Genomic DNA, 25,743 nt, shown 5'->3' with positions numbered 1-25,743 from the left:
ATATCTTGTTATTGGCGCATCTGTTATAATCGCGCTTTAATTAGCCATGGCCATTTTGGCGTGGGCGCAGTCAGGATAACCAATGTCGTTTCAATCTTTAGGGCTGGCAGAGCCTATTTTACGGGTATTAACCGAGCAGGGCTATACCGAAGCCACACCAGTACAACAACGCAGCATTCCGCTTATCCGCTCCGGTAAAGACCTGTTGGCCGGCGCACAAACGGGTACTGGTAAAACTGCTGCTTTTACTTTACCACTGCTGCAGCACTTGCTCAATGCACCTATGGTGTTAACTGCGGGTCAGGTCAGAGTTTTAGTACTGACGCCCACCCGCGAACTGGCGCAGCAGGTACATGAAAGCGTGCTGACCTATAGTCGCCATGTTGCTTGCCGCAGTGCGGTATTTTACGGTGGCGTGTCAATCCGGCCCCAATACGATGATGCTGAACAAGGGCTGGATATTCTGGTGGCGACACCGGGCCGGCTGATTGACCATTTGCACCAGCAAACCATCGATTTAAGCCAGCTGGAAGTACTGGTGCTGGACGAAGCGGACCGGATGCTGGATATGGGTTTTGTGGTAGACATTAAACGCATCATGGCCAAATTGCCGCCTAAAAGGCAAACACTGTTATTTTCTGCGACGTATTCAAACGACATTAAAAAGCTGGCCGACGAGCTGTTAGATAACCCGGTACTGGTTGAGGTTGCTGCGGCCAACGCCACAGCAGACCGCGTAACCCAGCAGGTATATCTGGTAGATAAACATCGTAAACGAGAAATGCTGTCGCATTTAATTGGTGCCCGCAACTGGCCGCAGGTACTGGTCTTCGTTCGCACTAAGCACGGGGCCGACCGCTTAGCCAAACAACTGCAAAAAGACGGTTTAAAAACTGCTGCCATTCATGGCGATAAAAGCCAGGGCGCACGCACCAAAGCATTAGCTGATTTCAAAGCCGGTTCGGTTCGGGTATTAGTGGCTACCGATATTGCAGCACGTGGCCTGGATATTAACGAACTACCCTATGTAGTAAACTACGATTTACCGCAAATTGCCGAAGACTATGTCCACCGGATTGGCCGCACTGGCCGCGCTGGCATGAGCGGCATAGCGGTAACCCTGGTTACTCCGGAAGATTTAGGTGCACTGCAGGATATTGAAAAGCTGACTCAGCAAGTACTGAGCACCGAAGTGATACCGGGCTATGAGCACGACCCCAGCTACCAGGCACCAAATGAAGCGGTTGCCCGTACCCCGGGCCAGCGCCCCGGGCGCAATGATGGCCAGGCGAAGCGTCAGGCCCAGGGTAAGTTAAAAGCCAAATTGCGGGCCAAAGCGCTAGGTAAAGCTTAACTCCGATACAGGGTTTTAATCAGGTGAAAACCAAACTGGGTTTTCACCGGGCCATGTACTTCTAACACCGCCAGTTTAAATACGACATCGTCAAAGGCCTTTACCATCTGGCCTTTACGAAACTCGCCTAAGTCACCGCCTTTTTTGCCGGACGGACACAGCGAATGTTGTTTGGCGAGTTTGCTAAAGTCAGCGCCTTTGGCAAGTTGCTGTTTTAGCTTTTCGGCTTGTTCCCGGGTTTTAACCAGAATGTGTAACGCGCAGGCTTTGGACATAAAACTCTCTTGAGATTAAAACGCGAAGATTGGAACCCCGTTTCGGTCGACACAGAGTGTCTGAGCGAGTGCGCGAACACTCGCGAGTTGCTGTGGCGAGCCGGGGCGGGTGTTGCAATCGCAGCTACACCCTTTCCGCAGAGTTAACCCCTTGGTTGCTGCTGGGTAATACAGTGAATATTGCCACCACCCAGTAAAATTTCCCGGCCAGGTACGGTCACAACCTGATGATCAGGATACAGCTGCTGTAATATATCCGCGGCAACTTTATCATTCGGGTCATCAAAAGTTGGCATGATCAGGCCACCGTTACATAAATAAAAGTTGATGTAAGAGCCAGCCAGTCGGGCGTTAGCTTCCCGCGGTGCCGAGTTCAGATTGACATCTACGGTCGCGTATTCTTCAGCATCAGCAATAATGGGTTTGGGCAGGGGTAACTTGTGGACCTTAATCTTCCGGCCTTTGGCATCAGTGCTGGCTTCTAAATAATCCAGCGCCGCTTTGCTGCGGGCATACTGCGGGTCGTTCTGATCCTCTGTCCAGGCCAGCACCACTTCACCGGGTTTGACGAAACAGGCCATATTATCAACATGACCATCGGTTTCGTCGTTAAAAATACCGTCTTTTAACCACAGCACTTTGCTGATCCCTAAATATTCTGCCAGTTTTGCTTCAATTTGCTCGCGGTTTAAATCAGAGTTACGGTTGGCGTTTAATAAACACTCTTCGGTAGTTAATAAGGTGCCTTCGCCATCGACATGAATAGCGCCGCCTTCCAGCACAAAGTCTTCTGTGCGGTAGCGGGGTAACTGTTCTATCCCTAAAATTTTACTGGCAACCTGATCATCAAAATGCCACGGGAAATATAACCCGCCGTTGAGGCCACCCCAGGCATTAAAGGTCCAGTCAATACCTCGTACTTCACCTTCGTCATTAGTAACAAAAGTTGGCCCGGTATCACGGCACCAGGCGTCATTATTGGAAATTTCTACTACCCGAACCGGGTATAATGCGCCGGCTGTGCTTAGCTGCGCTTCGGCATTAGCATACTGCGCCGCTGACACCGCTACCGTTACCGGCTCAAAGCGCGCGATAGCGGTAATAACAGCACAAAATGCCTGTTGGGCAGGTTTAGCCCCCATACGCCAGCTATCGGTGCGCTCAGGCCATACCATCCAGGTTTGCTTATGCCTGGCCCATTCGGCGGGCATCGAGAAACCATCGTGTTTAGGTGTGGTTGGCAGTAAACGGCTCACTTGCTGTTCTCCGGATTTACTTTGCCATCTTTGGTTAGCACTGTATCGTAAATGTCGATTCGACGGTCACGAAACAGGCCCCAGGCGCGGCGATTGGCTGCAACGGCATCCAGATCAAAAGTGTGTATTAACACCGCTTCGTCGGTTTGATTCGCTTCCTGCACTTTTTCACCCGTAGCGTCGGCAATAAATGAACTGCCATAAAAGGTAATATGGTAGTCAGCTTCTGTTTCGGTACCAATCCGGTTGGAGGCAATAAGCGGCATTAAATTCGCTGCAGCATGGCCCTGCTGAGTACGCTGCCAATGACCGCGGGAATTAATGGTGGCATCATGCGGCTCACTGCCTATTGCTGTGGGGTAGAACAGTAATTCAGCGCCCTGCAATGCCATGCTTCTGGCACATTCCGGAAACCATTGATCCCAGCAAATACCGACACCAATTTTGGCATGACGGGTTTGCCATACTTTAAAGCCGGTATCGCCCGGGGTGAAATAGTATTTTTCATTATAGCCAGGACCATCCGGTATATGGCTTTTACGATACGTGCCCAGGTTTGAACCGTCAGCATCGATAATCACCACGCTGTTATATAAACAGTTGCCAGCACGCTCGTAAATGCTGATGGGCAGCACCACGTTAAGTTCTCTGGCAATCTTAATAAAGTGGTTGACGGCCGGATTTTCTGCAACGGTAGTCGCAAATTCCAGATAATCCGGCTTTTGTTTCTGGCAAAAATAGTTACGTTCAAACAGCTCTTGCAGCAGAATAATCTGGGCGCCTTTAGCCGCTGCGTCACGCACCAGTCTTTCGCCACGGGCGATGTTTTCTTCAACATTCCAGCCGCCAACCATTTGAGTTGCAGCAACGGTTACATTACGCATCAGTTATCTCCAGCAGAGGGTTAAACCAACAGGCTAGCATTAGTAGCAATACTTGCCAAACAGGGCGCGCAAAATGCCGTATTTTTGTGCGCTCGTCAACGTTTTTGTCAGAAAAAAACAGCAACGCCAACCTCAAAGATTGTTGCTGCTGTCAACAGGTGAGACAACCTGAAAAAACAGATATTATTGCAAGGCAAGTTCAGCGGCTTTTAACAGCAACTCGCTTTCTAAACGGCTTTTATAATTGATATGTACATAGTTAAAAACGACCTCCCCATCTGTATTTAAGATATAGACAGCTGGCACGGGCAATACCACTTTTTCAGTACCGTTTTCAGTCGTAATTAAGCTGCCTAATTTACCTTTATAAATGGCGGCTGTCTTATCATCCAGATAATACGCCAGACCAAAGGCGCTGCTGGCTTTAAACTGGCTGTCTGACAATAATTGATAAGTTAATTTCTGGCCGCCGGTGTCATTTAAGCTGTTGTTAATCGAACTGACACTGTCGGGGGTGATGGCAATGATTTGGTAGCCTAGCTTTGCTAAATCCGGTTCTATATTTCGCAGTGCTGCCAACTGGGCGTTACAATAGGGGCACCAGCCACCGCGATAAAATACCAGGACACTGGGCTGTTTTTTTACCAGAGTAGTCAATGCCAGGTTAGTGTTATCTGCTGTAGTCAGAGTAACATCAGGAATGGCCAGGCCATTTAGCAGAGGAGTGACCTGCTCTGGGCTCTGGGCAATGCCGGTTGCTGCCATAAGTTTGATACTGAACAGGGTTGCACAAGCAGTGATAAGATAGCGTTTCATTAAGTATTCCTGAGTTCATTATAGTTGTTGGCAGTAGTGGGTTAACCTGCCCAACATCAAAGACCGGCGCAGTAAAGGTTCACTTTCAGGCTGGTGTGAAATAAATTGTAGTATAGGCACCCTAAGCACAGATAAGGTTAGGTTTAATGAGTAGTAACACGGTACAGCAATTTGATATCAGCATTGTCGGCGGCGGCATGGTAGGGGCGGCTATTGCGCTTTCGCTCAGCCAGGCGGGCCTGCAGGTTGCGTTAATTGAGAAACAGGCGCCTGCTGAGTTTGACTCTGCCAGTGCCCCGGATCTGCGGGTGTCTTCGATTAATCTGGCCAGTGAAGCCTGGCTAACTAAGCTGGGTGCCTGGCAGTTATTGCAACAGATGCGGCTGTGTCCTTATCAGCGGCTGCAGGCGTTTGAACATCCGGCCAGCATTGTCACCTTTGATGCTGCCGAGGTTAAAAATAGCCACCTGGGCCACATTGTTGAAAACAATGTGCTGCAGTTGGCGCTATGGCAGCAATTTACCGCTAAGGTGACACGGTTTTGTCCGGCCTCGGTTAGCGCATTAAGCCAAACGTCCGACAATGCCTTGTTAACCCTGGATAGTGGCGAGCAGCTAAGGAGCGCATTAGTCATTGCTGCCGATGGTGGCAATTCGCAACTGCGTCAGTTGGCCGGTATTGGTACTAGCGGCTGGCAATACCAGCAGGCTTGTTTAGTGGCGTTAGTAAATACACCCTACCCACAGCAGGATGTCACCTGGCAGCAATTTACCCCAACTGGCCCCAAGGCGTTTTTACCGTTGCCTGGTCAGCAGGGTAATATTGTCTGGTATGACAACGCGCCTACAGTAAAACACTTAGCAACGCTTAAACCAGAACAACTTACCCGGGAACTGTTAAAGGCTTTCCCTGAACAGCTCGGAGAGGTGAAGGTGGTAAGCAGCAGCTGGTTTCCATTAGCCCGAATGGATGTTAACCGTTATTTTGCGGGCAGGGTAGTGCTGGCGGGCGATGCTGCCCATACCATTAACCCGTTAGCAGGGCAGGGGGTAAACCTGGGCTTTGCCGATGCAAAGCTGTTGACGGAGCTGATTATTAGTGCGCACCAGCAACAGCAAGATATTGGTAATGAGACACTGTTAAGCGGGTATCAGCGTAAACGTAAACCAGCTAATTTACTGATGATGAGCACCATGGATGGCTTTTATCAGTTATTTGGCAATGACATTGCTCCGCTACGTAAATTACGCCAACTGGCGCTGACGCTTGCGTCGCGTAGTGGTGCGCTTAAAAAATTAGTTACTCATTATGCTGTTGGGATTAAATAGTTTAGACGTTCTAATACCGGGAGGTTAGAACTCTTTTTGCGCAGCCACAGAGTGTCTGAGCGAATGCGAAGCGTGAGTGAGTTGCTGTGGCGAGCACAAAAGATGTTGTAACCGGCAGGATTGAGTCAGGATTAGCACAAAGCAAAAACCCAGCCGTGGCTGGGTTTCTAAATATGGCAGGGGCGCCAGGATTCGAACCTGGGCGTGGCGGGATCAAAACCCGCTGCCTTACCGCTTGGCTACGCCCCTAAAATAGAGATTGCAGTTCAGATAAACACAAGGAGAGATAAAATCAACTGCCTGAGTTAATGGCAGGGGCGCCAGGATTCGAACCTGGGCATGGCGGGATCAAAACCCGCTGCCTTACCGCTTGGCTACGCCCCTGCAGAAACTGCTTACTTGCTAAGTATGGTGCGGAAAGAGAGACTCGAACTCTCACGCCTCGCGGCGCTGGAACCTAAATCCAGTGCGTCTACCAATTCCGCCATTCCCGCATACATAGGAAAATTAAGTGGTGGCTACAGCGGGAATCGAACCTGCGACCCCAGCATTATGAGTGCTGTGCTCTAACCAGCTGAGCTATGTAGCCACGCTAACTTGTCCTAAGCAAGTGGCGCGTATTATGCTGATCTGACATATTAGCGTCAACCGTTTTTTTGCGTTTCGTGCGTAGCATGGGTGTGTTTGCTGTTTTTATACGCAAATCGGGTGGCTAATATTAAGCAGCAAGGCGAATAAGTGTCTGTAACCAGCAGCAAGCCACGCCTTAAAACAAAAAGCCGCTGCAATGGCAGCGGCTGTTCATGTGCTAAAACGGAATTACACGTTAAAGCGAAAATGCATTACATCGCCATCTTTAACAATATAATCTTTACCTTCCAGGCGCCATTTTCCGGCTTCTTTGGCACCGGCTTCGCCGTTAAAGCTGACAAAATCATTGTAACCTACCACTTCAGCACGGATAAAACCTTTTTCAAAGTCGGTATGAATTACACCGGCCGCTTGTGGTGCGGTAGCACCAATTTCCACGGTCCAGGCCCGCACTTCTTTTACCCCGGCGGTAAAATAAGTATGCAAGCTCAGTAACGAGTAGCCACCACGGATAACCCGGTTTAAACCTGGCTCTTCCAGGCCCATATCAGCCATAAACTCGGCTTTTTCATCATCTTCCAGCTCGGCAATTTCAGATTCAATGGCAGCGCACACCGGTACCACAATAGCGCCTTCTTTATCGGCAATGGCTTGCACGATATCTAAGTAGGGATTGTTTTCAAAGCCATCATCGGTAACGTTGGCAATGTACATGGTCGGCTTAATGGTTAAAAAGTTCATATAGGCAATCAGCGCCTTTTCGTCTTTATCCAGTTCAAGCTGGCGTAAGGTATTGCCTTGCTCTAAATGGGCTTTTACTTTTTCCAGTACCAGTATTTCAGCTTTGGCGTCTTTATCGCCACCTTTGGCTTTTTTACTGACCCGGAAAATAGCCCGCTCTGCGCTATCCATATCAGACAACACCAGCTCCATATTAATGGTGTCGATATCATCAGCCGGGTCTATTTTGCCGGCAACGTGAATAATGTTTTCATCGTCAAAGCAGCGCACGACATGGCCGATAGCGTCTGTTTCCCGAATATTGGCCAGAAACTTATTGCCGAGGCCCTCACCGCGGGATGCCCCTTTTACCAGACCGGCAATATCAACAAACTCCATCGTGGTAGGGATAACCCGCTGCGGTTTAACGATTTCTGCCAGTTTATCTAACCGTAAGTCTGGCACCGGTACTACGCCGGTATTAGGCTCTATGGTACAAAACGGAAAGTTGGCCGCTTCAATGCCTGCCTTGGTCAACGCATTAAACAAGGTAGACTTACCAACGTTGGGCAGGCCGACAATACCACATTTGAAACCCATAATAATTTTCCTTTACGCTGTATTGCTGGCCAAAAGGCTAGCTGGCTTTAAAACTGTGTAAACGGTGCTGGGCTTTAATTAAGCCGTCGCGCGCCAGAATGTCAAAGCAGCTGACTGCTTCATCAATACTGGCATCAATTAATTGTTGTTCACTGGCCGGGGCTTTGCCCAGCACAAAACCGGTTACTTTGTCTTTATGGCCGGGATGACCAATGCCGAGACGTAACCGGTAAAAATTCGGGTTATTACTTAAGCGCGCCATAATATCGCGTAAACCGTTGTGGCCGGCATGGCCGCCACCGAGTTTAAACTTGGCAATACCGGGCTCCAGTGCCAGCTCATCATGGGCAACCAGAATATTCTCCGGTGCCAATTTGTAAAACTGGGCCATAGCTAATACGGCTTTGCCACTGAGATTCATAAAAGTAGAGGGGATAAGCAGTTTAAATTCCTGACCCGCACAACTAAATTTGCCGGTATAACCAAAGAATTTACTGTCGTTTTTCAGGCTGACATTAAAGGCATGAGCCAGCTTTTCAACAAACCAGACCCCGGCATTATGCCGGGTATGCTGGTATTCGGGGCCTGGATTTCCCAGGCCCACGATTAACTGAACATTGGCAGGTAATGCGTCAGACATTACTCAGCGGTTTCAGTTTCTTCTTCTGTATCAACGGCTTTACCAGCTGGCTTGTTCACAGATACCACTGGCAGGTCATGGCCTTCACCTTTGTTTAACTGAACAAAAGTCACACCTTTAGGTGCTTTAATGTCAGTCAGGTGTAAGGTGGTACCTACTTCAACGTCAGCCAGGTCTACTTCGATAAACTCTGGTAAGTCTTTTGGTAATACGCTGATTTCAATCTCGTTCAGGGCGTGAACTACCACACCGCCTTTTTTGATTGGCTTATCTTCGTTTAAGAAGTGAACCGGCACGATAGTGGTCAGTTCGTGGCCTGCTTCAACGCGTTGGAAATCAACGTGCATGATTTTTGGCTTATACGGGTGACGTTGCATATCTTTAACGATAGCCTGGATCTTCTCTTTACCGACAGTGATGGTCAGGATGTGAGAATAAAATGCTTCAAAGCTCTGGGCTTTTAACAGCTTAGAGTGCTCTAAAGTAACAGATAAGGCATCTTTGTGTCCGCCATAAATAATGGCTGGAACTTTGTCTTCGTGACGCAGGCGGCGGCTCGCACCTTTCCCCAGGTCAGTACGGACTTCTGCAGTTAACGCGAAAATTGCATCAGACATGATGTACTCCAATAAAGTGATTGTTGTTGCGGCTTGCGACCAGCCCCAACCTGATTGCCCTTTCAAAAGGCGCGACATGTTACCACCCGCACCGACCTGCTGCAAATGAAAAAGGCGCCCATCGGCGCCTTAATTAAGCTGGCTTGCTGTATTAGTCGAACATCGAAGAAATAGATTCTTCGTTGCTGATCCGGCGAATACATTCCGCCATCAGCTCGCTTAACGTTAACTGACGTACTTTGCTGATGGTTTTCATTGCCGCTGACAACGGAATGGTGTCAGTAACAATTAGCTCGTCAATCACTGAATTGCTGATAATTTCCGGGGCATTGCCAGAAAATACTGCATGGGTAGCATAAGCAAACACCCGCTTAGCACCTTGCTCTTTTAACGCTTCGGCGGCTTTACAAAGGGTGCCGCCAGTATCAATCATATCGTCAACGATAATGCAGTCGCGATCTTTAACATCACCGATAATGTGCATAACCTGCGACACGTTTGCCTTGGGCCGGCGTTTATCAATAATGGCTAAGTCAGCGTCGTTAAGCAGTTTTGCGACTGCGCGGGCGCGCACCACACCGCCAATATCCGGTGATACCACAACCGGGGAATGCAACGTTTTCTTGCGCATATCATCCAGCAATACCGGACTGGCGAACACGTTGTCTACCGGCACATCGAAGAAACCCTGAATTTGTTCGGCGTGCAAGTCGACGGTTAATACCCGGTCGACACCAACACTGGATAAAAAATCTGCCACAACTTTAGCGGTGATAGGAACCCTGGCTGAACGCACCCGGCGGTCCTGTCTGGCGTAGCCAAAGTAAGGAATAACTGCAGTGATCCGACCGGCTGAGGCGCGGCGTAATGCATCCACCATCACAATCAGTTCCATCAGGTTGTCATTGGTGGGGGCGCAGGTTGACTGAATAATAAAAACATCAGAACCACGAACATTTTCATTGATTTGTACGCTAACTTCGCCATCACTGAAACGGCCAACTTCGGCATCTCCCAGTTTGATATAGAGACGGCTGGCGATTTTACGAGCAAGTTCTGGTATGGCGTTACCAGCGAAAACCTTCATGTCGGGCACAGTAGGATCCTCAGGGCGGTGGTGAGTCCGGTTAAATCATTAAATGCCAGAGTAAATGGCATCAGGCGTAAAATTCCGTATCTGCCAACGCCGCCATTACTGGCGACTGGTTGACTCCTTTAGCAATAAAGCCGCGGCAATTTGGCGGCAAATTGGCTAAGGCATGCTGAGCACTGGCCGTGTCCGGAAATTCGGCGAACACACTGGCGCCAGTACCCGTCATTCGACACGGCGCATATTCTACCAACCACTGTAAGGTTATTGCAACAATCGGCTGCAGCTGTTCGACCAATGGTTGGCAATCGTTGCGCCAGGGACTGTTAAACAGCGTGTCTAAACTCAGGGCACGGCTGTTTCTGGTTAAATCGGGATGCTGGAATATCTCTGCTGTGCTGATGTGGCAAGGTGGCGTGACCACTAAATAAATTTTTTCAGGCAGGTCAACCGCGACTAATTTTTCACCTATGCCTTCAGCAAACGCACTCCGGCCCCAGACGAATAATGGTACATCAGCCCCGAGCGTTAATGCCAGTGCTGCCAATTGCGGCGTACTTAAGTTTAGTTGCCATAATACATTTAACGCCAGCAGGGTCGTGGCCGCATCGGATGAACCCCCTCCGAGCCCGCCGCCCATTGGTAAATTTTTGTCCAGAATAATATCACAGCCCCGGCTGCAACCGGTGTGCTGTTGCAGTAACACTGCCGCCTTAATAATCAGATTGTCGGCACCTTGCAGGCTAAGATCATTACATTGCAGGGTCAGCTTATTGTCATGACGGAGCGTGAAATGCAGCTGATCGCCGACATCCAGCAATTGAAATAAGGTTTGCAGATTGTGATAGCCGTCGTGGCGGCGACCGGTAATATGTAAAAATAAATTAAGCTTGGCAACCGCAGGCAGGCTCAGGGTCATAATTGCCAGCTCCTGATATAAAAACTAATAGTGGTATCGTCACTGCTGAGCTTAATTTTCTGGGGCAACGCCAGCGCATCAGCGAAGAAGCTCTGATAACGAAGCTGCCAGATAATTCCGGTGCTATCCACCAGCTGAAATGCCAGCACTCTGCCAAGATCATCGTATTCCACGGCGCTGGCCTTAGCACCCGGTATCCCTTTTAACCACAGTGGCATATCGTCCAACGGCATCGACCAGCCAGCCAGTTGCCAGAGTAAACTACCGGGGTCAGCCGCCTGGTAGCGCTCGCCACGCACCAGAATACTGCTGCCCTGTGCGTCATTGGTGAGTTCAAACAGGCTGATCCCGAAAAAATTAGCAAGACGTGCTTTAAAGTGTTCGGTGTTATGCTGTTGCCAGTTCAGGTTACCACTTACTGATTCTTCTGGGGTTTTAATGCCGACTGAAGCCTGTAACCTATACTGTTCGATCGCAGTTAGCTGCGCCAGCCGACTTTTATTGTCCAGGGCCGGTGCCGGTGAGGGCTTTGATAACAGGCTGCAACCACTGGTAATGAGCAGTAATCCGGCGAGGATAAGCCACTTAATTGATGCTGGCACGCTGAAAGTCCTTAGTTACGCTTTTCTTAATATGGGCTTTTTCGTACAATTCGCCCCTGACAAACTTGATGATACAGGTGATGGCCATCTTTGCACTAGGCATTAATCATAAAACAGCACCGGTTGGTTTACGGGAAAAAGTGGCATTTGCCCCGGAACAGGTGCATGAAGCCTTGCGCGAACTGGCTACGGCTACTGCGGTAACCGATGCGGTTATTTTATCGACCTGTAATCGTACCGAATTGTATTTTAACGGCACAAATAATCAAGCAGAACACGTTGTTGCCTGGTTGGCCCAGTTTCATCAGTTAGCTGTCAATGAATTGCAGCCACATCTGTATCTGCACTACGATCGGCTGGCTGCTGAGCATTTGATGCGGGTAGCGGCCGGACTCGATTCTTTGGTATTAGGCGAGCCACAGATCCTGGGCCAGGTTAAGCAGGCTTATAATCAGTCACGTCAGGCTGGCACGATTAATCCGCAATTTGAACGATTGTTTCAAAAAACCTTTGCTGTTGCCAAAGATGTCCGGACCAACACCGATATCGGTGCCAATGCAGTCTCAGTCGCCTTTGCCGCGGTTAGTTTAGCTAAACAAATCTTTGGTAAACTTGAAAAAGTGCAGGTGCTGTTAATTGGCGCAGGTGAAACGATTGAGTTGGTTGCCCGTCATTTGGCCGAACAGGGTGCTAAAGAACTCACCGTTGCCAACCGCACCTATGAGCGGGCCGTGCTGTTGGCAGAGCAGTTTAATGCCAAGGTGATTACGTTGTCGCAGGTGCCGATGCAGCTACCGCAGGCGGATATCGTGATAAGTTCAACTGCCAGTACCTTGCCGATAGTTGGCAAAGGCATGGTGGAGCAGGCGTTAAAAAAGCGTCGGCATAAACCGATGTTTCTGGTCGATCTGGCCGTACCACGTGATATCGAACAACAGGTAGCTGAGCTGGAAGATGCGTATTTGTATACGGTCGACGACTTGCAAAGTATAGTGGCGCAAAATGTCAGCTCGCGCCAGCAAGCCGCAGAGCAGGCGGGTGTGATAATCAGGCAGGGAGCCGATGATTATCTGCAATGGCTGCAATTGCAAGGCAGCGTTGACTGGGTGCGGGATTACCGCCAGCGCTGTGAGAATATTAAAACCGAGTTGCTGGGCCGGGCATTAAACCAGCTTGCTGCAGGTCAGGATGCTGAGAAAGTGCTGGCTGAGCTGGCCAACAAGCTCAGTAACCGGCTGATGCACAGCCCGACCAAAACTATCCGTCAGTTATTGCAACACGAGGCCAGTGAGCCGCAGGCACTAATCAACAGTTTATTAGATATTTAAACAGGTAACAGACCTAACATGAAAGATTCGGTATACCGCAAGCTTGAAGGCTTAGTCGAAAGGCATGAAGAAGTGCAGGCGTTGTTAAGCGATCCAGGCGTTATTGGCGATCAGAAACGTTTTCGCGAGCTTTCTAAAGAGTACAGTCAGCTGGAAGATGTCAGTAAAGCGTTTAACCGCTTTCGACAGGCGCAGCAGGATTTAGCTGCTGCTGAAGAAATGCAGAAAGATAGTGATCCTGACATGCGTGAAATGGCGCAGGAAGAATATAAAAGCGCCCGCGCTGCCATTGAACAACTGGAAAAAGAGCTGCAATTGTTATTGTTGCCCAAAGACCCGAATGACAGCAATAACTGTTTTATCGAAATCCGGGCCGGGGCAGGTGGTGATGAAGCGGCAATATTTGCCGGCGACGTATACCGGATGTATAGCCGCTTTGCAGAGCGCCGGCGCTGGAAGCTGGAAGTGATCAGCGCTAACGAAGGCGAGCATGGCGGATTTAAAGAAGTGATTGTTGGCGTGCAGGGCGACGGTGCTTACGGTATTTTAAAATTTGAATCTGGTGGTCATCGGGTACAGCGGGTACCCGCTACTGAATCACAGGGCAGGGTGCACACCTCGGCCTGTACCGTGGCTATTATGCCGGAAATACCAGAAAATGAAGCAATAGAAATTAACCCGGCAGATTTAAAGGTGGATACTTACCGGGCGTCTGGCGCGGGTGGTCAGCACGTTAACCGCACCGACTCGGCTATCCGGATCACCCACTTACCTACCGGCATCGTGGTCGAATGTCAGGACGAACGTTCCCAGCATAAAAACCGGGCCCGTGCGATGAGTGTACTGCAATCCCGGATTCAGGCAGCAGAAGACGAAAAGCGCCGCTTAACGGAAGAATCAACCCGCCGTTCTCTGGTAGGCAGTGGTGATCGTTCTGAACGGATCCGCACTTACAATTTCCCGCAAGGCAGGTTAACAGATCATCGGATCAACCTGACCATTTATCGTTTAAACGAAGTGATGGAAGGTGATCTGGAGTTAGTTTTAGAACCGTTGAATCAGGAACACCAGGCTGACTTACTGGCAGCGCTGGCAGACGAAAATCGCTGAGATGACCCTGGCAGAATGGCTGCAACAGGCAACCCGCCAGCTTAGCGGTGTTTCAGCGCTGGCGGCTGACGACGCCAGGTTGTTGTTGTGTCATCAGTTAAACGTCAGCGTCAGTTATGTATACGGTCATGGTGACGATACGCTGGGAGAGCCAGATCTGCAGGCGCTAAATCAGCTACTGCACAGGGCGGTGCAGGATGAGCCCATCGCTTATATTATTGGCCACTGGCCGTTCTGGAATATTGAACTTGAAGTTGCCAGCTGCACCCTGATCCCAAGGCCAGATACCGAGCTATTGGTTGAGCAGGCGTTATCGCTGTCTTTGCCAGAGCATGCCAAAGTACTGGATTTGGGCACCGGTACCGGTGCTATCGCGCTGGCGCTGGCCTGTAACCGGCCATTGTGGCAGGTCACCGCGGTAGATAAAATAAGCGCAGCAGTGGCGCTTGCCAGGCGCAATGCAACCCGTTTAGCGGCCAGCAACTGCACAATTTCGCCAAGCGACTGGTTCAGTGCGGTTACAGGCCAGCAATTTGATCTTATTGTCAGCAATCCGCCCTATATTGAGCCAGACGACCCGCATTTACCGGCGCTGAAATATGAGCCTGTATCAGCGCTGGTTGCTGCAGAGCGGGGCCTGGCAGATTTAGCCACTATATGTCAGCAAGCACCGGCTTATTTAGCCACGAAAGGCTGGTTATGGCTCGAGCATGGCTACAATCAGGCTGAAGACGTGCAGCAGTTATTAACGACGGCAGGCTTTAACAAGGTGCAGTCGCGCAAAGACTACGGTGGCAACTGGCGGATCAGCGGTGGTTGTTTAAATAGCCACAACGAATAACAATAAATTTTGACCCGCAAGCTATTAGCGCATATAACTATTTGACGTTTTTTGAATCGCTATCTGTTTTCGGAGCCCGCCTGATGAATGACGCCTTTCTGTTTGCTGACGAAACTGAACGCCCTGAGGTGGTCAATCATGGCTACTGGAAAGTATTAATTGTTGATGATGAACCTGAAGTTCATACCGTCACTAAGCTGGCCCTCAGCGATTTTAGCTTCAATAACAAAGGGCTCGAGTTTTTAAGCGCCTATTCGGGTGCACAAGCCCGGGAAATGATAGCCGCCCATCCGGATACCGCCATTATTTTGCTCGATGTGGTAATGGAAACCGACGATGCCGGCTTATTGGTAGCACGGCATGTGCGGGAAGAGCTGAAAAATGACCATGTGCGGATTATTCTGCGAACCGGTCAGCCGGGCCAGGCACCAGAGCGTCAGGTTATCGTTAATTATGATATCAACGACTATAAATCAAAAACTGAGCTGACCGCGCAAAAACTATTTACCGTGATTATGTCCAGCCTGCGTTCTTATCGCGATATCCTGTCGCTGGAACATAGCCGTCAGGGCTTGGAAAAAATTATTAATGCTTCAATTGATCTGTTTTCTGCACATTCCATGGAGCAATTTATTGAAGGGGTACTGCAACAACTGACCTCTATACTGGGCAGTCATGAAAACGCCTTACTGGCCAGCTCATCTATGGTCGCGGGCAATGTGCGATCCGATGCCGGCCCCCGCGATTTAGTGGTGTTTGCCGGGCAGGGCCAGTTCGCCCAAAAAGAGGGCAAACCGGTGCAAGAGGTGTTAAATCATGAGCTGCTGGCAGCATTTGAAACTGCACTGGACAGTCGCAGTATCGTCTATCGGGACAACTATCTGGTGGCTTACTGCTGCAGTAAGTTTACCCATGGCTCGCTGCTATATATTTCTGGCTTGCCGGGGCAGGTGAGTGACAATCAGAAAAAACTCATCGAGTTATTTGCGCAGAATGTACAGATCGCTTACGAAAATGTGCAGTTGCAGCATGAAATAGAAGACACCCAACGTGAAATTGTATACCGCTTAAGCGAAGCGGTGGAGCATCGTTCGGTAGAAACCGGAAACCATGTTCGCCGGGTTGCCTTTATTTGCTATGACCTGGCAAAAGCATATGGCCTGAGTGAGGAAGAAGCCGAGCGGCTAATGTATGCTTCACCGCTGCATGATGTGGGCAAAGTAGGCATTCCTGATGGCATTTTAAATAAACCGGCCAAGCTTAATAATGGTGAATGGGAAGTAATGAAAACCCACAGCAGCATTGGCTATGATATTTTGAAAAACTCAAAACGTGTTATTATTCAGGCCGGTGCAATTGTCGCTCAGGACCATCATGAAAAATGGGACGGCACGGGTTACCCTGCGGGTAAAAAGGGTAAGGATATTCATGTGTATGGCCGCATTGCTGCTCTGGCTGATGTATACGATGCGCTTCGCCATCCTCGTTGCTACAAAAAAAGCTGGAGTAAAGACGAGGTAATAGCACATATTGTGGCTCAGTCGGGCAAGCAGTTCGAACCTGCACTGGTTGAATTATTTCTGCAACGGGTTGAAACGCTCGAAACCATTTTACAAAAATATCCAGATATTGAAGATTAGCATGGCGCACCAGTAGCGCGTTGTAATACAAATAAGGACCCTGCAGTATGTATATGGCGTTTAAAAATTTACACTTGTTATTTGCGGTACTGAGTGTCAGTTTATTGTTTATTCGCTTTGGTATGATGTTACGCAGCTCGCCACTGTTGCAGCACAAATTGCTGAAAATTGGCCCCCATATAGTTGATACCTTACTTATTTTAACCGCAGTGGTGCTGATGTTCAGTATCAATCAGTATCCGTTTGTGAATAGCTGGCTGACGGAGAAGTTGATTGCCCTGCTGGCCTATATCGCGCTGGCAGTTATGGCGTTGCGTGGCCGTACCATTGCAATACGCTGGTTATGCTTTTTAGGAGCACTGGGCTGGTTGGGATTAATGATTAGGGTAGCACTTGACAAACAACCGGTGTTTATACCGCTTTAATTTAAACAGATTGCTGGAATATTATGGAACAGAAAACCGTCAGAGTCGGTAACCTTACAGTAAACAACCAGCAGCAGTTTGTGCTGTTTGGTGGCATGAATGTGCTGGAATCACGGGATATGGCAATGCGCATTGCCGAGCATTACGTTACCGTATGCACTAAGCTGGGGATCCCTTTTGTATTTAAGGCTTCATTTGATAAAGCGAATCGTTCGTCGGTTCACTCTTACCGGGGCCCTGGTCTGGAGGAAGGCTTAAAAATCTTTGCTGAAATTAAACGAACCTTTGAGGTGCCGTTGATTACTGACGTGCACGAACCCTGGCAAGCTGCGCCAGTGGCAGAAGTGGTTGATGTTATCCAATTGCCGGCATTTTTAGCCCGGCAGACGGATTTGGTGGTAGCGATGGCCAAAACCGGTGCGGTGATTAATGTCAAAAAACCGCAGTTTCTGGCACCTCACGAAATGCGGCATATTATTACTAAGTTTGCTGAAGCAGGTAACGATAAGGTTATTTTATGCGAACGCGGCAGCTGCTTTGGGTATAACAATCTGGTGGTTGATATGCTGGGTATGGATGAAATGAAGCAATTCGCGCCGGTAATATTCGATGCAACGCATGCGCTGCAAAAGCCGGGGGGGCGAACCGATTCAGCAGATGGCCGGCGTGCTCAGGCTGCTCAGTTAGCGCGTTCTGGTATGGCGCTTGGTCTGGCTGGGTTATTTATTGAAGCCCATCCTGATCCTGAGCAGGCAAAATGCGACGGTCCCTGTGCGTTACCTTTAGCAAAGCTGGAAGGATATCTGAGCCAGATGCAGCAGCTTGACCAACTGGTTAAAAGCTTTGCCCCGCTGGATACTTCTGCCAGCTGATCATGCTTGAGTTTGGGGTTACCCTGTTAAAAAAACCGGCAATATTGCCGGTTTTTTTAACAGGGTATAATGTTGGTAACGGCAGTGGTACCTGCCCCTTGGTTAATAGCGCTGACGCACGTAATTAACCACTTCCTGGTATTTCTCCTGCATTACCCGGCCGTGTTCATTAATGACTGACCAGTCACTATTTTCCGCCGCCCGTTCCAGTTTTAATGCCTCCGCTGACAGACTAACGGCACCAACACTTTTGGCTACTGATTTGAATTGATGGGCAACAGCCCTGACCGCGCTGCGATTCTGGTCTTTCGCTACAGTGGCTAATTCAGCCAATAACTCTTTGGCGTGCTTAACGAAGTAGTTAAGGTACTCCTCGTGCTTCGCCGGTTCATTGCCCAGAAAATTGGCAATGGTGGTAAAACAAATGGGCGAGGGTAGCTGGCCTGGTTCAGCGTTACTGGCAGCCGCAGTGGCCGACTTTTTTTCCGTGTTGGGCAGCCAGCGTTTGAGCATGGTTTCCAGGGTAACCAGTTCCAGGGGCTTGGTAATATAACCATCCATACCAATACTGATACATTTTTGCTCTTCACCTTTGAGGGCGTTAGCGGTAACGGCGACAATCCGACTGAAGTTACTATCATCCTGCCGGTTTAAACTTTCTTTGCGAATAGCAATGGCTAAATCGTAGCCACTCATATTGGGCATATGTAAATCGGTTAGCACTAACGGGTAATGGTAATGTCGCCACATATCCAGCGCAACAGCGCCATCATCTGCCACTTCAACAGCATAACCGAGCGCATTTAGCTGATCGACAATCACCCGTTGGTTCATGATATTGTCTTCAGCCAGCAGAATTAACTGTCTGTCGCGCCTGGCGGTTTCAATATCCGGAGCGCCTTTACTTAAGTTCAGACTGGATGTTTGTTGCGGTTTTGGTTTCTCTTTGCGCCTGGCGGCTACTAAAATGGCGTCGTACAGATGACTACGGCATATAGGAGAGCTATGCAGGTAGTACGTTTGCTCATTACTGTGCTCTGATAACTCAACCTGATTGGTAATTACAATAAACTGCACAGGCTCCAGCTGTGGCACCTGCTGCAGCATTTTAATGTGCTCAGCAGAGATTTGCTCATAGGTTGCGTCAAGCACCCACACGGCAGCCTGCTTGGGCGGCAGTGGTTTTTGTGCGGAGGCACGCTTGAATAATGCTTCAATGTTGTTGAAGACTTCAAGTTCCGCATGCGCATGCAGGAAGTAATCGCTTAAATGTTCCTGATTGTCGCTGTCCTGGGTAAACAGGCAAATATGCACATCCCGCAACAGCTCTTTGCCAACATAATCAATTTCGTCAGAGCGGCGCATCGGGATCCTGACTTTAAATTCAGTGCCCTTACCTACTTCGCTGTGCACGTCTATATCACCGTACATTAGCGAGGTCAGCCGCTGACAGATAGACAGCCCCAGGCCGGTGCCACCAAACTTACGGGTAATAGACCCTTCTGCCTGATTAAACGGGTGAAATACATGGTTAATCTGGCGCTGGGTCATGCCCCGGCCATTATCAACAACGCTAAACTGAACCTGACTAAACTCAATGTTTTCTTCCATTAAATCCGCCCGGATCACCACCACGCCGGTTTTCTGGGGTGTGGTTTCAGTAAATTTGATGGCGTTGCCGGCCAGATTATATAATATCTGACGCAACCTGACCGGATCACCGAATAAGCCATCAGGTATTTTCGGGTCGATATATAATTTCAGATCAATTTGCCGCTGATAGGCAACTGATACCAGAATGCGACCGACCGCCTCAATGATATCGACCAGGGAAACCGGAATATTCTCCAGCTCCAGTTTGCCAGCCTCTATTTTCGAGAAATCCAGAATATCATCCAATATGCGCAGTAACGAGAAAGATGACTCACGGATGGTATCCGTCATTCTGAATTGTGAGGTAGAGAGCTGGGTTTTTCTCAGTAAATCTATGGTGCCGATAATGCCATTCATCGGTGTGCGAATTTCATGGCTCATGGTCGCTAAAAAGGTTGATTTTGCTTCATTAGCGCGCTCGGCAGTTAGCTTGGCGGTTTCTAAAGCGTCTGTTCGTTCTTTAATCCGGGTGTCAACTTCCTGCTTTAGCTGGGCGATATCGGTTTCAGAGTTCTTCAGGGCCTGTTGCCCCTGCTCGATACGCCTGAAAAGTTTATTGATATAACTGCCCAGCACGCCAAAGTTATCCTGGGCATGGCTCTCGACACTGCCATCATATTGGTTTTTGTCTAACGCAGTTTTAGTGCCGCTTACTAATGGCGTCAGTTTGCGGCCGAAATAAACTGAAATGGCATACGCAAAGCTTAAACTAAGTAAAACACCGACCACAGCACTGATGATAAAGGCAAGCAACAGGGGGAGCTGGCTGGTTGGCGGAATATAATTCACATTCACCAGCACTGTCCCGACGTCATTGCTGACGATTCTACTGACGATTAAGTAGTTGCCCTGGCGGATTTCACGATTCGCCAATTCAGGCTGTGGTACGAAATTAGCCAGGTTTACCGTATTGGCGATCAATTCCAGTTGTTGATTGGCCTGGCGATACAAATATATAGCCCGATGAATATCTGCATTACGGGCTTGTAACAGTAATTGCTCGGCAGTTTGGATATTATCATCCCGCAGCGGCCCGCTTAATGCGCTGGCCAGGATGGTTGTCTCGGCAGTTAACCGGGCGAGCTGCTGTTCTTCCCGGTTTTGGTCTGGCAAGGTAAACAAGATAAACAAGGCGGCTTGTAATAACAGAATTAACAAGGCCATTAATACCAGGCGGCGAAACATAGGTTTGGTGTAGGTGGTTTTTTCCATCAGCTGTCCATCTAAATGCATTGAAAGGCGTGCCGGTTAACTGGGGACAGTGTAACAAGTTTTTTGTAGCTGGCGCAGTGTTAATTTTAGGAGCTGGCGAACAAAGCAGCACCCTTTGATTAATCCCTGTCCGGTTGCAATGCTTTTAGAAAAAATCTGTTGACTTAGCTTAGCAAAATCCGTTTAATACGTCCCGCATTGCCCAGATAGCTCAGTCGGTAGAGCAGCGGATTGAAAATCCGCGTGTCGGTGGTTCGATTCCGCCTCTGGGCACCATATTTTGGTGTTCTGTTGCTGCCAGGTGCAGGACAATATTACCAGCACAATTTTTTTGCCCAGATAGCTCAGTCGGTAGAGCAGCGGATTGAAAATCCGCGTGTCGGTGGTTCGATTCCGCCTCTGGGCACCATCTCAGTTGAAACGCCAGCATATTGCTGGCGTTTTGCTTTGCGAATAACACCCCGATATTTCCTGTGAGTCCACATAAATTTCAGTTAGTTGAAATAGGCAGCCGCCGCTATCTTTGGTAAGCTCAGGTCAGGTCTGCTGTTTACACTCCTTTAGGAAGTCATCAGATATAAGCGCTTCTATTTAAGAACAATAACGATGGAGTTTACTTGTAATGAAATACGCGATTACCCTGTTAGCGACGGCTATGCTCAGTGCATGCGGTGGTGCTAAACAAGATCCAAAACCCAGCCAGGATGTTACCGTGAGTACAGAGCAACGCCAGCAATTAGAATACCCCGCTACTCGCAAGGGCGAGACCGTTGATACCTATTTTGATACCGCAGTGGCTGATCCCTATCGCTGGCTGGAAGATGATCGCAGCAGCGAAACTGAAGCCTGGGTAAAGGCGCAGAATAAGGTCACCTTCTCCTACCTGGAGCAAATACCATTTCGGGATCAAGTTCGTGCCAAGTTAGAGAAATCCTGGAATTTTGAGCGTATTGGTGCACCCTTTAAAGAAGGCGAATACCACTATTTTTATAAAAATGATGGTTTACAAAATCAGTTCGTGTTGTACCGGCAGAAAGATGGCGGCGAAGCTGAAGTATTCTTAGATCCAAATACCTTTAGTGAAGATGGCACCACTTCATTGGCTGATATAGAATTTTCCCGTGATGGCAGCCTGGCGGCTTACGCTATCTCTGAGGGTGGCAGCGACTGGCGCAAAATCATCGTGATTGACGCGCAAACAAAAGAGCAGCTGGAGCCAACCCTGATTGATGTTAAGTTCAGTGGTATCTCCTGGGTCGGCAATGACGGCTTCTTTTACTCCAGTTATGATAAACCAGCAGGCAGTGAACTGTCGGCTATGACCGATCAGCACAAGTTGTACTATCACAAACTGGGTACTGCTCAAACTGAAGATCGCGTGGTGTTTGGTGGCTCGGCTGAACAGAAGCATCGTTATGTTGGAGCATCTGTTACTGAAGATGACCGATACCTGCTGGTGTCTGCCGCGGTATCAACCTCTGGCAATAAACTGTTTTTAAAAGATTTAACCAAAGAAAATAGTCCGTTTGTAACGATTCTTGATCATACTGAATCGGATACCGATTTATTGGATAATGACGGCGACAAACTGTATCTGGTGACCAATCTTAATGCGCCAAACCGCAAAGTGGTTGTTACCTCTGCCACTAAACCTACCCCGGATAACTGGCAGGAGCTCATTCCGGAAACCGAAAATGTTTTGCGGATCAGTAAAGGCGCAGGTTACTTGTTTGCTAACTACATGGTTGATGCGATTGCTAAAGTAAAACAGTATGACTATAGCGGTAAACTGGTCAGAGACATTAATTTGCCCGGAATTGGCAGTGTGGGGGGCTTTAGCGGCAAAAAAGACGCTGAGCAGCTGTATTATTCGTTTGCCAATTACACCACCCCTTCCAGCATTTATGCATTTGTGCCAGAGACTGGCAAGTCTGATTTATATAACAGCCCGAAAATTGAGTTTAACCCTGAAAACTATACTTCAGAGCAGGTTTTTTATACGTCGAAAGATGGTACTAAGGTGCCAATGATCATCAGCTATAAGAAAGGCCTGAAAAAAGATAGTACTAACCCGACCATTTTGTATGGGTATGGCGGTTTTAACGTTAGCCTTACCCCTTCATTCAGCGTAGCAAATGCGGTATGGATGGAAATGGGGGGCGTGTATGCCGTAGCAAATCTGCGCGGTGGTGGTGAGTATGGTAAAGCCTGGCACAATGCCGGGGTGCAACAGCAAAAACAAAACGTGTTTGACGATTTTATTGCTGCGGCAGAGTATTTGCAACAGCAGCAGTACACGTCTGCTGACAAACTGGCTATTCGAGGTGGTTCAAACGGCGGCTTACTGGTAGGGGCTGCCATGACGCAACGTCCTGAATTATTTAAAGTTGCGCTACCTGCTGTGGGCGTGCTGGATATGCTGCGTTATCACACTTTTACCGCGGGTGCGGGCTGGGCCTATGACTATGGCACAGCTGAGCAGTCTGCTGATATGTTTCAGTATTTAAAAGGCTATTCACCGGTGCATAACGTGCAGGAAGGTACCACGTATCCGGCCACCATGGTGACCACGGCAGATCACGATGATCGGGTTGTACCTGCGCATTCCTTTAAATTTGCTGCTGAGCTGCAAGATAAAGCCACTAAAGTTAATCCGCAGTTGATCCGGATTGATGTTAACGCCGGTCACGGTGCGGGTATGCCGGTATCGATGGTGATAGATCAGGCTGCAGATATCTTCAGCTTTACCCTGTACAACATGGGATATCAGCAGCTACCGCAGTAATACTGCCAGCAATCGTCCTTAACTGTACGGCTAACCAAACAAACGGCGCATTGGCGCCGTTTTTTGTTTGGCGCTCAACAGGGTAAAGCTTGATAAAATCAGCTGCAAGCGCCAAAGTAGCAGTTAAACTTGTAAAAGGCCGGGCCGCGTATTAAAGTGCGTGCCCTTTTTATTTTTCAGGTTCTGGGCGGCGCGATTTCGCATAGCATGCGCTCAGATCCCGCCGGTACATTTTTGCAGTGGGAGTCCACAGTATGGCAAAGGCAGTGATTCTGGTTCTGGATAGTTTTGGTATTGGCAGTGCGCCCGATGCCGAGCTGTTTGGTGATGTGGGTGCGAATACGTTTGGCAGTATCGCGCGTGAATTCGTTAAACATAAAGGCCGTCAGCTGGCCTTACCCAATCTGGCGCGTTTAGGCCTGGTAAAGGCGGCAACTGCTGCCGCAGGCAGAGCCCCAGAAGTGGACGACAGCGTACAGCCGGTCGGTGCCTATGGTTATGCCCGTGAACTTAGCAGTGGTAAAGATACACCCAGTGGTCACTGGGAAATGGCCGGCGTGCCAGTGCTGTTTGACTGGGGCTACTTTGACGCAAAAACAGAGAGTTTTCCGCCACAATTTATTGCTGAATTATGCAAGCGGACCGGGGTAACCGGCATTTTAGGTAATTGTCATGCCTCCGGTACTGATATCCTGCGCGAGTTGGGGGATGAGCATATTAAAACCGGCAGGCCAATCTGTTATACCTCTGCTGACAGCGTATTTCAGGTCGCCGCCCATGAGGAACATTTTGGTCTGGAAAAGCTGCTGAGCTTTTGCCGGGTAGCCCGTGAGCTGTTAGATGAATACAATATTGGCCGCGTTATCGCCCGGCCCTTTTTAGGTGATAGCGCTGATAACTATGCCCGCACCGGCAACCGCCGTGACTATTCAGTCTTACCGCCAGCACCCACTGTGCTGGATAAACTAACCGGGGCAGGTGGCACGGTGATCAGCATCGGTAAAATAGCGGATATTTATGCTCATCAGGGGATCAGCGAAAACATTAAAGCCACTGGTCTTGCGGCGCTGATTGACACCACGTTGTCTGAAATGGCGAAACAGCCAGATAACAGCCTGGTATTTACTAATCTGGTGGATTTTGATCAAAATTACGGCCATCGGCGTGATGCAATTGGTTATGGTGAAGCACTGGAGTATTTTGATAGCCGCTTGCCCGAACTGCTTAACGCCTGCGCTGAAGATACCTTGTTGTTAATGACGGCGGATCATGGTTGTGATCCAACCTGGCCGGGTACCGAACATACCCGGGAATATATTCCGGTGCTGGCGTATCAGCACGGCCTGGCCAGCACTGATTTAGGCGAGCGCATGAGCTTTGCTGACATAGGCCAGACTCTGGCCGATTATTTTAAGCTGGACGCGATGGCGCACGGCGATTCCTTTATTGCTAAATTACACTAAGAGAGAACTATGGCTACTCCTCATATTAACGCAGCAGATGATGCTTTTGCGCAAACCGTTTTAATGCCGGGCGACCCGCTGCGGGCTAAACACATTGCTGAGACCTTTTTAACCGATGCAGTTTGCGTCAATACAGTACGCAATATGTTTGGCTATACCGGCACCTATCAAGGCAAGCCTGTTAGTGTATTAGGTTCTGGTATGGGTATTCCGTCGATGTCGCTATATGCCACAGAGCTAGCCAAATTCTATGGGGTTAAGAATATTATCCGCATTGGCTCCTGTGGTGCTTTACCGCTTGAGGTAAAAGTACGTGATGTGGTTATCGCCATGGGCGCCAGCACAGACTCAGGGGTTAACCGCAACCGTCTGGCAGGTATGGATTTTGCCGCGATAGCAAACTATGACTTACTGGAAAAAGCGGTCCACGCTGCCCGCGCTAAGCAGATTAACGTTAAAGTGGGCAATGTGTTCACCTCCGATTTATTTTACAACCCAAGCGAAACCCTGTTTGATACCCTGGAAAAATATGGCGTGTTGGCGGTAGAGATGGAAGCGGCGGGCTTATATGGTGTTGCCGCTGAGTATGGCATTAACGCACTGGCCATTTTAACGGTAAGCGATCACATTCGTACCGGTGAGGCGCTGGATGCTGATTTACGCCAGACCAGCTTCAATGAAATGGTTGAAATCGCGCTGTCATTAATTTAGTTATTTATCTG

Annotated in this window: 22 protein-coding genes and 6 tRNA genes; 13 read left to right on the top strand and 15 right to left on the bottom strand. The window is 49.0% G+C overall.

What is annotated here, in order from left to right; genetic code table 11:
* Window positions 1-82 precede the first annotated feature (82 nt).
* Window positions 83-1,354, top strand: a complete 1,272-nt coding sequence (locus B2Q61_RS17365) for a DEAD/DEAH box helicase (RefSeq protein WP_290618057.1) — start codon at window positions 83-85, stop codon at window positions 1,352-1,354.
* Here B2Q61_RS17365 and ppiC read toward each other — a convergent pair.
* The 4 genes from ppiC to B2Q61_RS17345 all read right to left on the bottom strand — a co-directional run bounded on the left by ppiC (window position 1,351) and on the right by B2Q61_RS17345 (window position 4,585).
* On the bottom strand, window positions 1,351-1,629 hold the full coding sequence (gene ppiC, locus B2Q61_RS17360; RefSeq protein ID WP_290618055.1) for a peptidylprolyl isomerase PpiC: 279 nt from the start codon (window positions 1,627-1,629) through the stop codon (window positions 1,351-1,353). The two genes, B2Q61_RS17365 and ppiC, sit on opposite strands and share 4 nt — an antisense overlap.
* Window positions 1,630-1,772: 143 nt before the next feature.
* Window positions 1,773-2,885, bottom strand: a complete 1,113-nt coding sequence (gene aguA, locus B2Q61_RS17355) for an agmatine deiminase (protein ID WP_290618053.1) — start codon at window positions 2,883-2,885, stop codon at window positions 1,773-1,775.
* Entirely contained in the window at window positions 2,882-3,772 is an 891-nt protein-coding gene (aguB, locus tag B2Q61_RS17350; protein WP_349678770.1) for an N-carbamoylputrescine amidase, read from the bottom strand. The genes aguA and aguB overlap by 4 nt, the downstream gene beginning before the upstream one ends.
* 180 nt (window positions 3,773-3,952) lie before the next feature.
* A complete protein-coding gene (locus tag B2Q61_RS17345; protein WP_290618049.1) occupies window positions 3,953-4,585 on the bottom strand; it encodes a peroxiredoxin-like family protein in 633 nt (210 codons plus the stop codon).
* Between the two features lie 146 nt (window positions 4,586-4,731).
* Between B2Q61_RS17345 and B2Q61_RS17340 the strand changes: the two genes are divergently transcribed.
* Window positions 4,732-5,913: an FAD-dependent oxidoreductase gene (locus tag B2Q61_RS17340; RefSeq protein ID WP_290618047.1), complete on the top strand. Its 1,182-nt coding sequence runs from the start codon at window positions 4,732-4,734 to the stop codon at window positions 5,911-5,913.
* A 174-nt stretch (window positions 5,914-6,087) separates the two neighbouring features.
* Here B2Q61_RS17340 and B2Q61_RS17335 read toward each other — a convergent pair.
* From B2Q61_RS17335 to lolB, 10 genes are all read right to left on the bottom strand, one after another.
* A tRNA-Gln gene (locus B2Q61_RS17335) sits at window positions 6,088-6,162 on the bottom strand.
* A 60-nt stretch (window positions 6,163-6,222) separates the two neighbouring features.
* Window positions 6,223-6,297 (bottom strand) — tRNA-Gln (locus B2Q61_RS17330).
* A gap of 25 nt (window positions 6,298-6,322) precedes the next feature.
* A tRNA-Leu gene (locus B2Q61_RS17325) sits at window positions 6,323-6,407 on the bottom strand.
* Between the two features lie 18 nt (window positions 6,408-6,425).
* Window positions 6,426-6,502 (bottom strand) — tRNA-Met (locus tag B2Q61_RS17320).
* Window positions 6,503-6,732: 230 nt separating this feature from the next.
* The gene (gene ychF / locus B2Q61_RS17315) at window positions 6,733-7,824 is read right to left on the bottom strand and encodes a redox-regulated ATPase YchF (protein ID WP_290618045.1); all 1,092 of its coding nucleotides are present in this window, start codon (window positions 7,822-7,824) and stop codon (window positions 6,733-6,735) included.
* Window positions 7,825-7,861: 37 nt separating this feature from the next.
* Window positions 7,862-8,464, bottom strand: a complete 603-nt coding sequence (gene pth, locus B2Q61_RS17310; protein WP_290618043.1) for an aminoacyl-tRNA hydrolase — start codon at window positions 8,462-8,464, stop codon at window positions 7,862-7,864.
* Entirely contained in the window at window positions 8,464-9,081 is a 618-nt protein-coding gene (locus B2Q61_RS17305; RefSeq protein ID WP_349679147.1) for a 50S ribosomal protein L25/general stress protein Ctc, read from the bottom strand. Before B2Q61_RS17305 ends, pth begins: the two co-directional genes overlap by 1 nt.
* Window positions 9,082-9,232: 151 nt before the next feature.
* On the bottom strand, window positions 9,233-10,168 hold the full coding sequence (locus B2Q61_RS17300; protein ID WP_290618127.1) for a ribose-phosphate pyrophosphokinase: 936 nt from the start codon (window positions 10,166-10,168) through the stop codon (window positions 9,233-9,235).
* A 70-nt stretch (window positions 10,169-10,238) separates the two neighbouring features.
* Window positions 10,239-11,090, bottom strand: a complete 852-nt coding sequence (gene ispE / locus B2Q61_RS17295; RefSeq protein WP_290618039.1) for a 4-(cytidine 5'-diphospho)-2-C-methyl-D-erythritol kinase — start codon at window positions 11,088-11,090, stop codon at window positions 10,239-10,241.
* Window positions 11,087-11,692 (bottom strand): lipoprotein insertase outer membrane protein LolB, encoded by a 606-nt coding sequence (gene lolB, locus B2Q61_RS17290; RefSeq protein WP_290618037.1) that lies wholly within the window; start codon window positions 11,690-11,692, stop codon window positions 11,087-11,089. The genes ispE and lolB overlap by 4 nt, the downstream gene beginning before the upstream one ends.
* Window positions 11,693-11,772: 80 nt before the next feature.
* On the opposite strand from lolB, the gene hemA reads away from it, so the two are divergent.
* The 6 genes from hemA to kdsA all read left to right on the top strand — a co-directional run bounded on the left by hemA (window position 11,773) and on the right by kdsA (window position 17,908).
* The gene (gene hemA / locus B2Q61_RS17285; RefSeq protein ID WP_290618035.1) at window positions 11,773-13,020 is read left to right on the top strand and encodes a glutamyl-tRNA reductase; all 1,248 of its coding nucleotides are present in this window, start codon (window positions 11,773-11,775) and stop codon (window positions 13,018-13,020) included.
* An 18-nt stretch (window positions 13,021-13,038) separates the two neighbouring features.
* Complete coding sequence (prfA, locus tag B2Q61_RS17280; RefSeq protein ID WP_290618034.1) at window positions 13,039-14,130, top strand: peptide chain release factor 1; 1,092 nt, start codon at window positions 13,039-13,041, stop codon at window positions 14,128-14,130.
* Window position 14,131: 1 nt separating this feature from the next.
* Window positions 14,132-14,971 (top strand): peptide chain release factor N(5)-glutamine methyltransferase, encoded by an 840-nt coding sequence (prmC, locus tag B2Q61_RS17275; RefSeq protein ID WP_290618032.1) that lies wholly within the window; start codon window positions 14,132-14,134, stop codon window positions 14,969-14,971.
* Window positions 14,972-15,054: 83 nt separating this feature from the next.
* Window positions 15,055-16,611: a DUF3369 domain-containing protein gene (locus B2Q61_RS17270; protein WP_290618030.1), complete on the top strand. Its 1,557-nt coding sequence runs from the start codon at window positions 15,055-15,057 to the stop codon at window positions 16,609-16,611.
* Between the two features lie 53 nt (window positions 16,612-16,664).
* A complete protein-coding gene (locus B2Q61_RS17265; RefSeq protein WP_290618028.1) occupies window positions 16,665-17,036 on the top strand; it encodes a SirB2 family protein in 372 nt (123 codons plus the stop codon).
* A 23-nt stretch (window positions 17,037-17,059) separates the two neighbouring features.
* Window positions 17,060-17,908, top strand: a complete 849-nt coding sequence (kdsA, locus tag B2Q61_RS17260) for a 3-deoxy-8-phosphooctulonate synthase (RefSeq protein ID WP_290618026.1) — start codon at window positions 17,060-17,062, stop codon at window positions 17,906-17,908.
* 102 nt (window positions 17,909-18,010) lie between these two features.
* Here kdsA and B2Q61_RS17255 read toward each other — a convergent pair whose 3' ends face one another.
* Window positions 18,011-20,773 carry a hybrid sensor histidine kinase/response regulator gene (locus B2Q61_RS17255; protein ID WP_290618024.1) on the bottom strand — a complete coding sequence of 921 codons (2,763 nt, stop codon included), beginning with the start codon at window positions 20,771-20,773 and terminating at the stop codon, window positions 18,011-18,013.
* Between the two features lie 200 nt (window positions 20,774-20,973).
* Between B2Q61_RS17255 and B2Q61_RS17250 the strand changes: the two genes are divergently transcribed.
* The 5 genes from B2Q61_RS17250 (at window position 20,974) to deoD (ending at window position 25,732) form a co-directional block, all read left to right on the top strand.
* Window positions 20,974-21,049, top strand: a tRNA-Phe gene (locus B2Q61_RS17250).
* Between the two features lie 57 nt (window positions 21,050-21,106).
* Window positions 21,107-21,182, top strand: a tRNA-Phe gene (locus tag B2Q61_RS17245).
* Between the two features lie 213 nt (window positions 21,183-21,395).
* Window positions 21,396-23,558, top strand: coding sequence for a prolyl oligopeptidase family serine peptidase (locus B2Q61_RS17240; protein WP_290618022.1), 2,163 nt, complete (start codon window positions 21,396-21,398; stop codon window positions 23,556-23,558).
* Window positions 23,559-23,812: 254 nt separating this feature from the next.
* The gene (locus B2Q61_RS17235) at window positions 23,813-25,021 is read left to right on the top strand and encodes a phosphopentomutase (RefSeq protein WP_290618020.1); all 1,209 of its coding nucleotides are present in this window, start codon (window positions 23,813-23,815) and stop codon (window positions 25,019-25,021) included.
* Between the two features lie 9 nt (window positions 25,022-25,030).
* The gene (gene deoD / locus B2Q61_RS17230) at window positions 25,031-25,732 is read left to right on the top strand and encodes a purine-nucleoside phosphorylase (RefSeq protein ID WP_290618018.1); all 702 of its coding nucleotides are present in this window, start codon (window positions 25,031-25,033) and stop codon (window positions 25,730-25,732) included.
* Window positions 25,733-25,743: the final 11 nt, after the last annotated feature.

It is taken from the genome of Arsukibacterium sp. UBA5043 (genome assembly GCA_002415085.1).
Classification (GTDB): Bacteria; Pseudomonadota; Gammaproteobacteria; order Enterobacterales; family Alteromonadaceae; genus Alishewanella.
The sequence above is the reverse complement of the archived record's forward strand: the minus strand, read 5'-3'. Positions and strand labels throughout refer to the sequence as shown.

What these genes read in the sequence shown, in the direction of transcription:
- B2Q61_RS17240 (WP_290618022.1), top strand. Translation starts at nt 21,396, where the DNA reads ATGAAATACGCGATTACCCTGTTAGCGACGGCTATGCTCAGTGCATGC.
- B2Q61_RS17305 (WP_349679147.1), bottom strand. Translation starts at nt 9,081, where the DNA reads ATGTCTGATGCAATTTTCGCGTTAACTGCAGAAGTCCGTACTGACCTG.
- ychF (WP_290618045.1), bottom strand. Translation starts at nt 7,824, where the DNA reads ATGGGTTTCAAATGTGGTATTGTCGGCCTGCCCAACGTTGGTAAGTCT.
- B2Q61_RS17265 (WP_290618028.1), top strand. Translation starts at nt 16,665, where the DNA reads ATGGCGTTTAAAAATTTACACTTGTTATTTGCGGTACTGAGTGTCAGT.
- B2Q61_RS17345 (WP_290618049.1), bottom strand. Translation starts at nt 4,585, where the DNA reads ATGAAACGCTATCTTATCACTGCTTGTGCAACCCTGTTCAGTATCAAA.
- kdsA (WP_290618026.1), top strand. Translation starts at nt 17,060, where the DNA reads ATGGAACAGAAAACCGTCAGAGTCGGTAACCTTACAGTAAACAACCAG.
- deoD (WP_290618018.1), top strand. Translation starts at nt 25,031, where the DNA reads ATGGCTACTCCTCATATTAACGCAGCAGATGATGCTTTTGCGCAAACC.
- pth (WP_290618043.1), bottom strand. Translation starts at nt 8,464, where the DNA reads ATGTCTGACGCATTACCTGCCAATGTTCAGTTAATCGTGGGCCTGGGA.
- B2Q61_RS17235 (WP_290618020.1), top strand. Translation starts at nt 23,813, where the DNA reads ATGGCAAAGGCAGTGATTCTGGTTCTGGATAGTTTTGGTATTGGCAGT.
- prmC (WP_290618032.1), top strand. Translation starts at nt 14,132, where the DNA reads ATGACCCTGGCAGAATGGCTGCAACAGGCAACCCGCCAGCTTAGCGGT.
- B2Q61_RS17300 (WP_290618127.1), bottom strand. Translation starts at nt 10,168, where the DNA reads ATGAAGGTTTTCGCTGGTAACGCCATACCAGAACTTGCTCGTAAAATC.
- ppiC (WP_290618055.1), bottom strand. Translation starts at nt 1,629, where the DNA reads ATGTCCAAAGCCTGCGCGTTACACATTCTGGTTAAAACCCGGGAACAA.
- B2Q61_RS17255 (WP_290618024.1), bottom strand. Translation starts at nt 20,773, where the DNA reads ATGGAAAAAACCACCTACACCAAACCTATGTTTCGCCGCCTGGTATTA.
- hemA (WP_290618035.1), top strand. Translation starts at nt 11,773, where the DNA reads ATGGCCATCTTTGCACTAGGCATTAATCATAAAACAGCACCGGTTGGT.
- prfA (WP_290618034.1), top strand. Translation starts at nt 13,039, where the DNA reads ATGAAAGATTCGGTATACCGCAAGCTTGAAGGCTTAGTCGAAAGGCAT.
- ispE (WP_290618039.1), bottom strand. Translation starts at nt 11,090, where the DNA reads ATGACCCTGAGCCTGCCTGCGGTTGCCAAGCTTAATTTATTTTTACAT.
- B2Q61_RS17270 (WP_290618030.1), top strand. Translation starts at nt 15,055, where the DNA reads ATGAATGACGCCTTTCTGTTTGCTGACGAAACTGAACGCCCTGAGGTG.
- B2Q61_RS17365 (WP_290618057.1), top strand. Translation starts at nt 83, where the DNA reads ATGTCGTTTCAATCTTTAGGGCTGGCAGAGCCTATTTTACGGGTATTA.
- B2Q61_RS17340 (WP_290618047.1), top strand. Translation starts at nt 4,732, where the DNA reads ATGAGTAGTAACACGGTACAGCAATTTGATATCAGCATTGTCGGCGGC.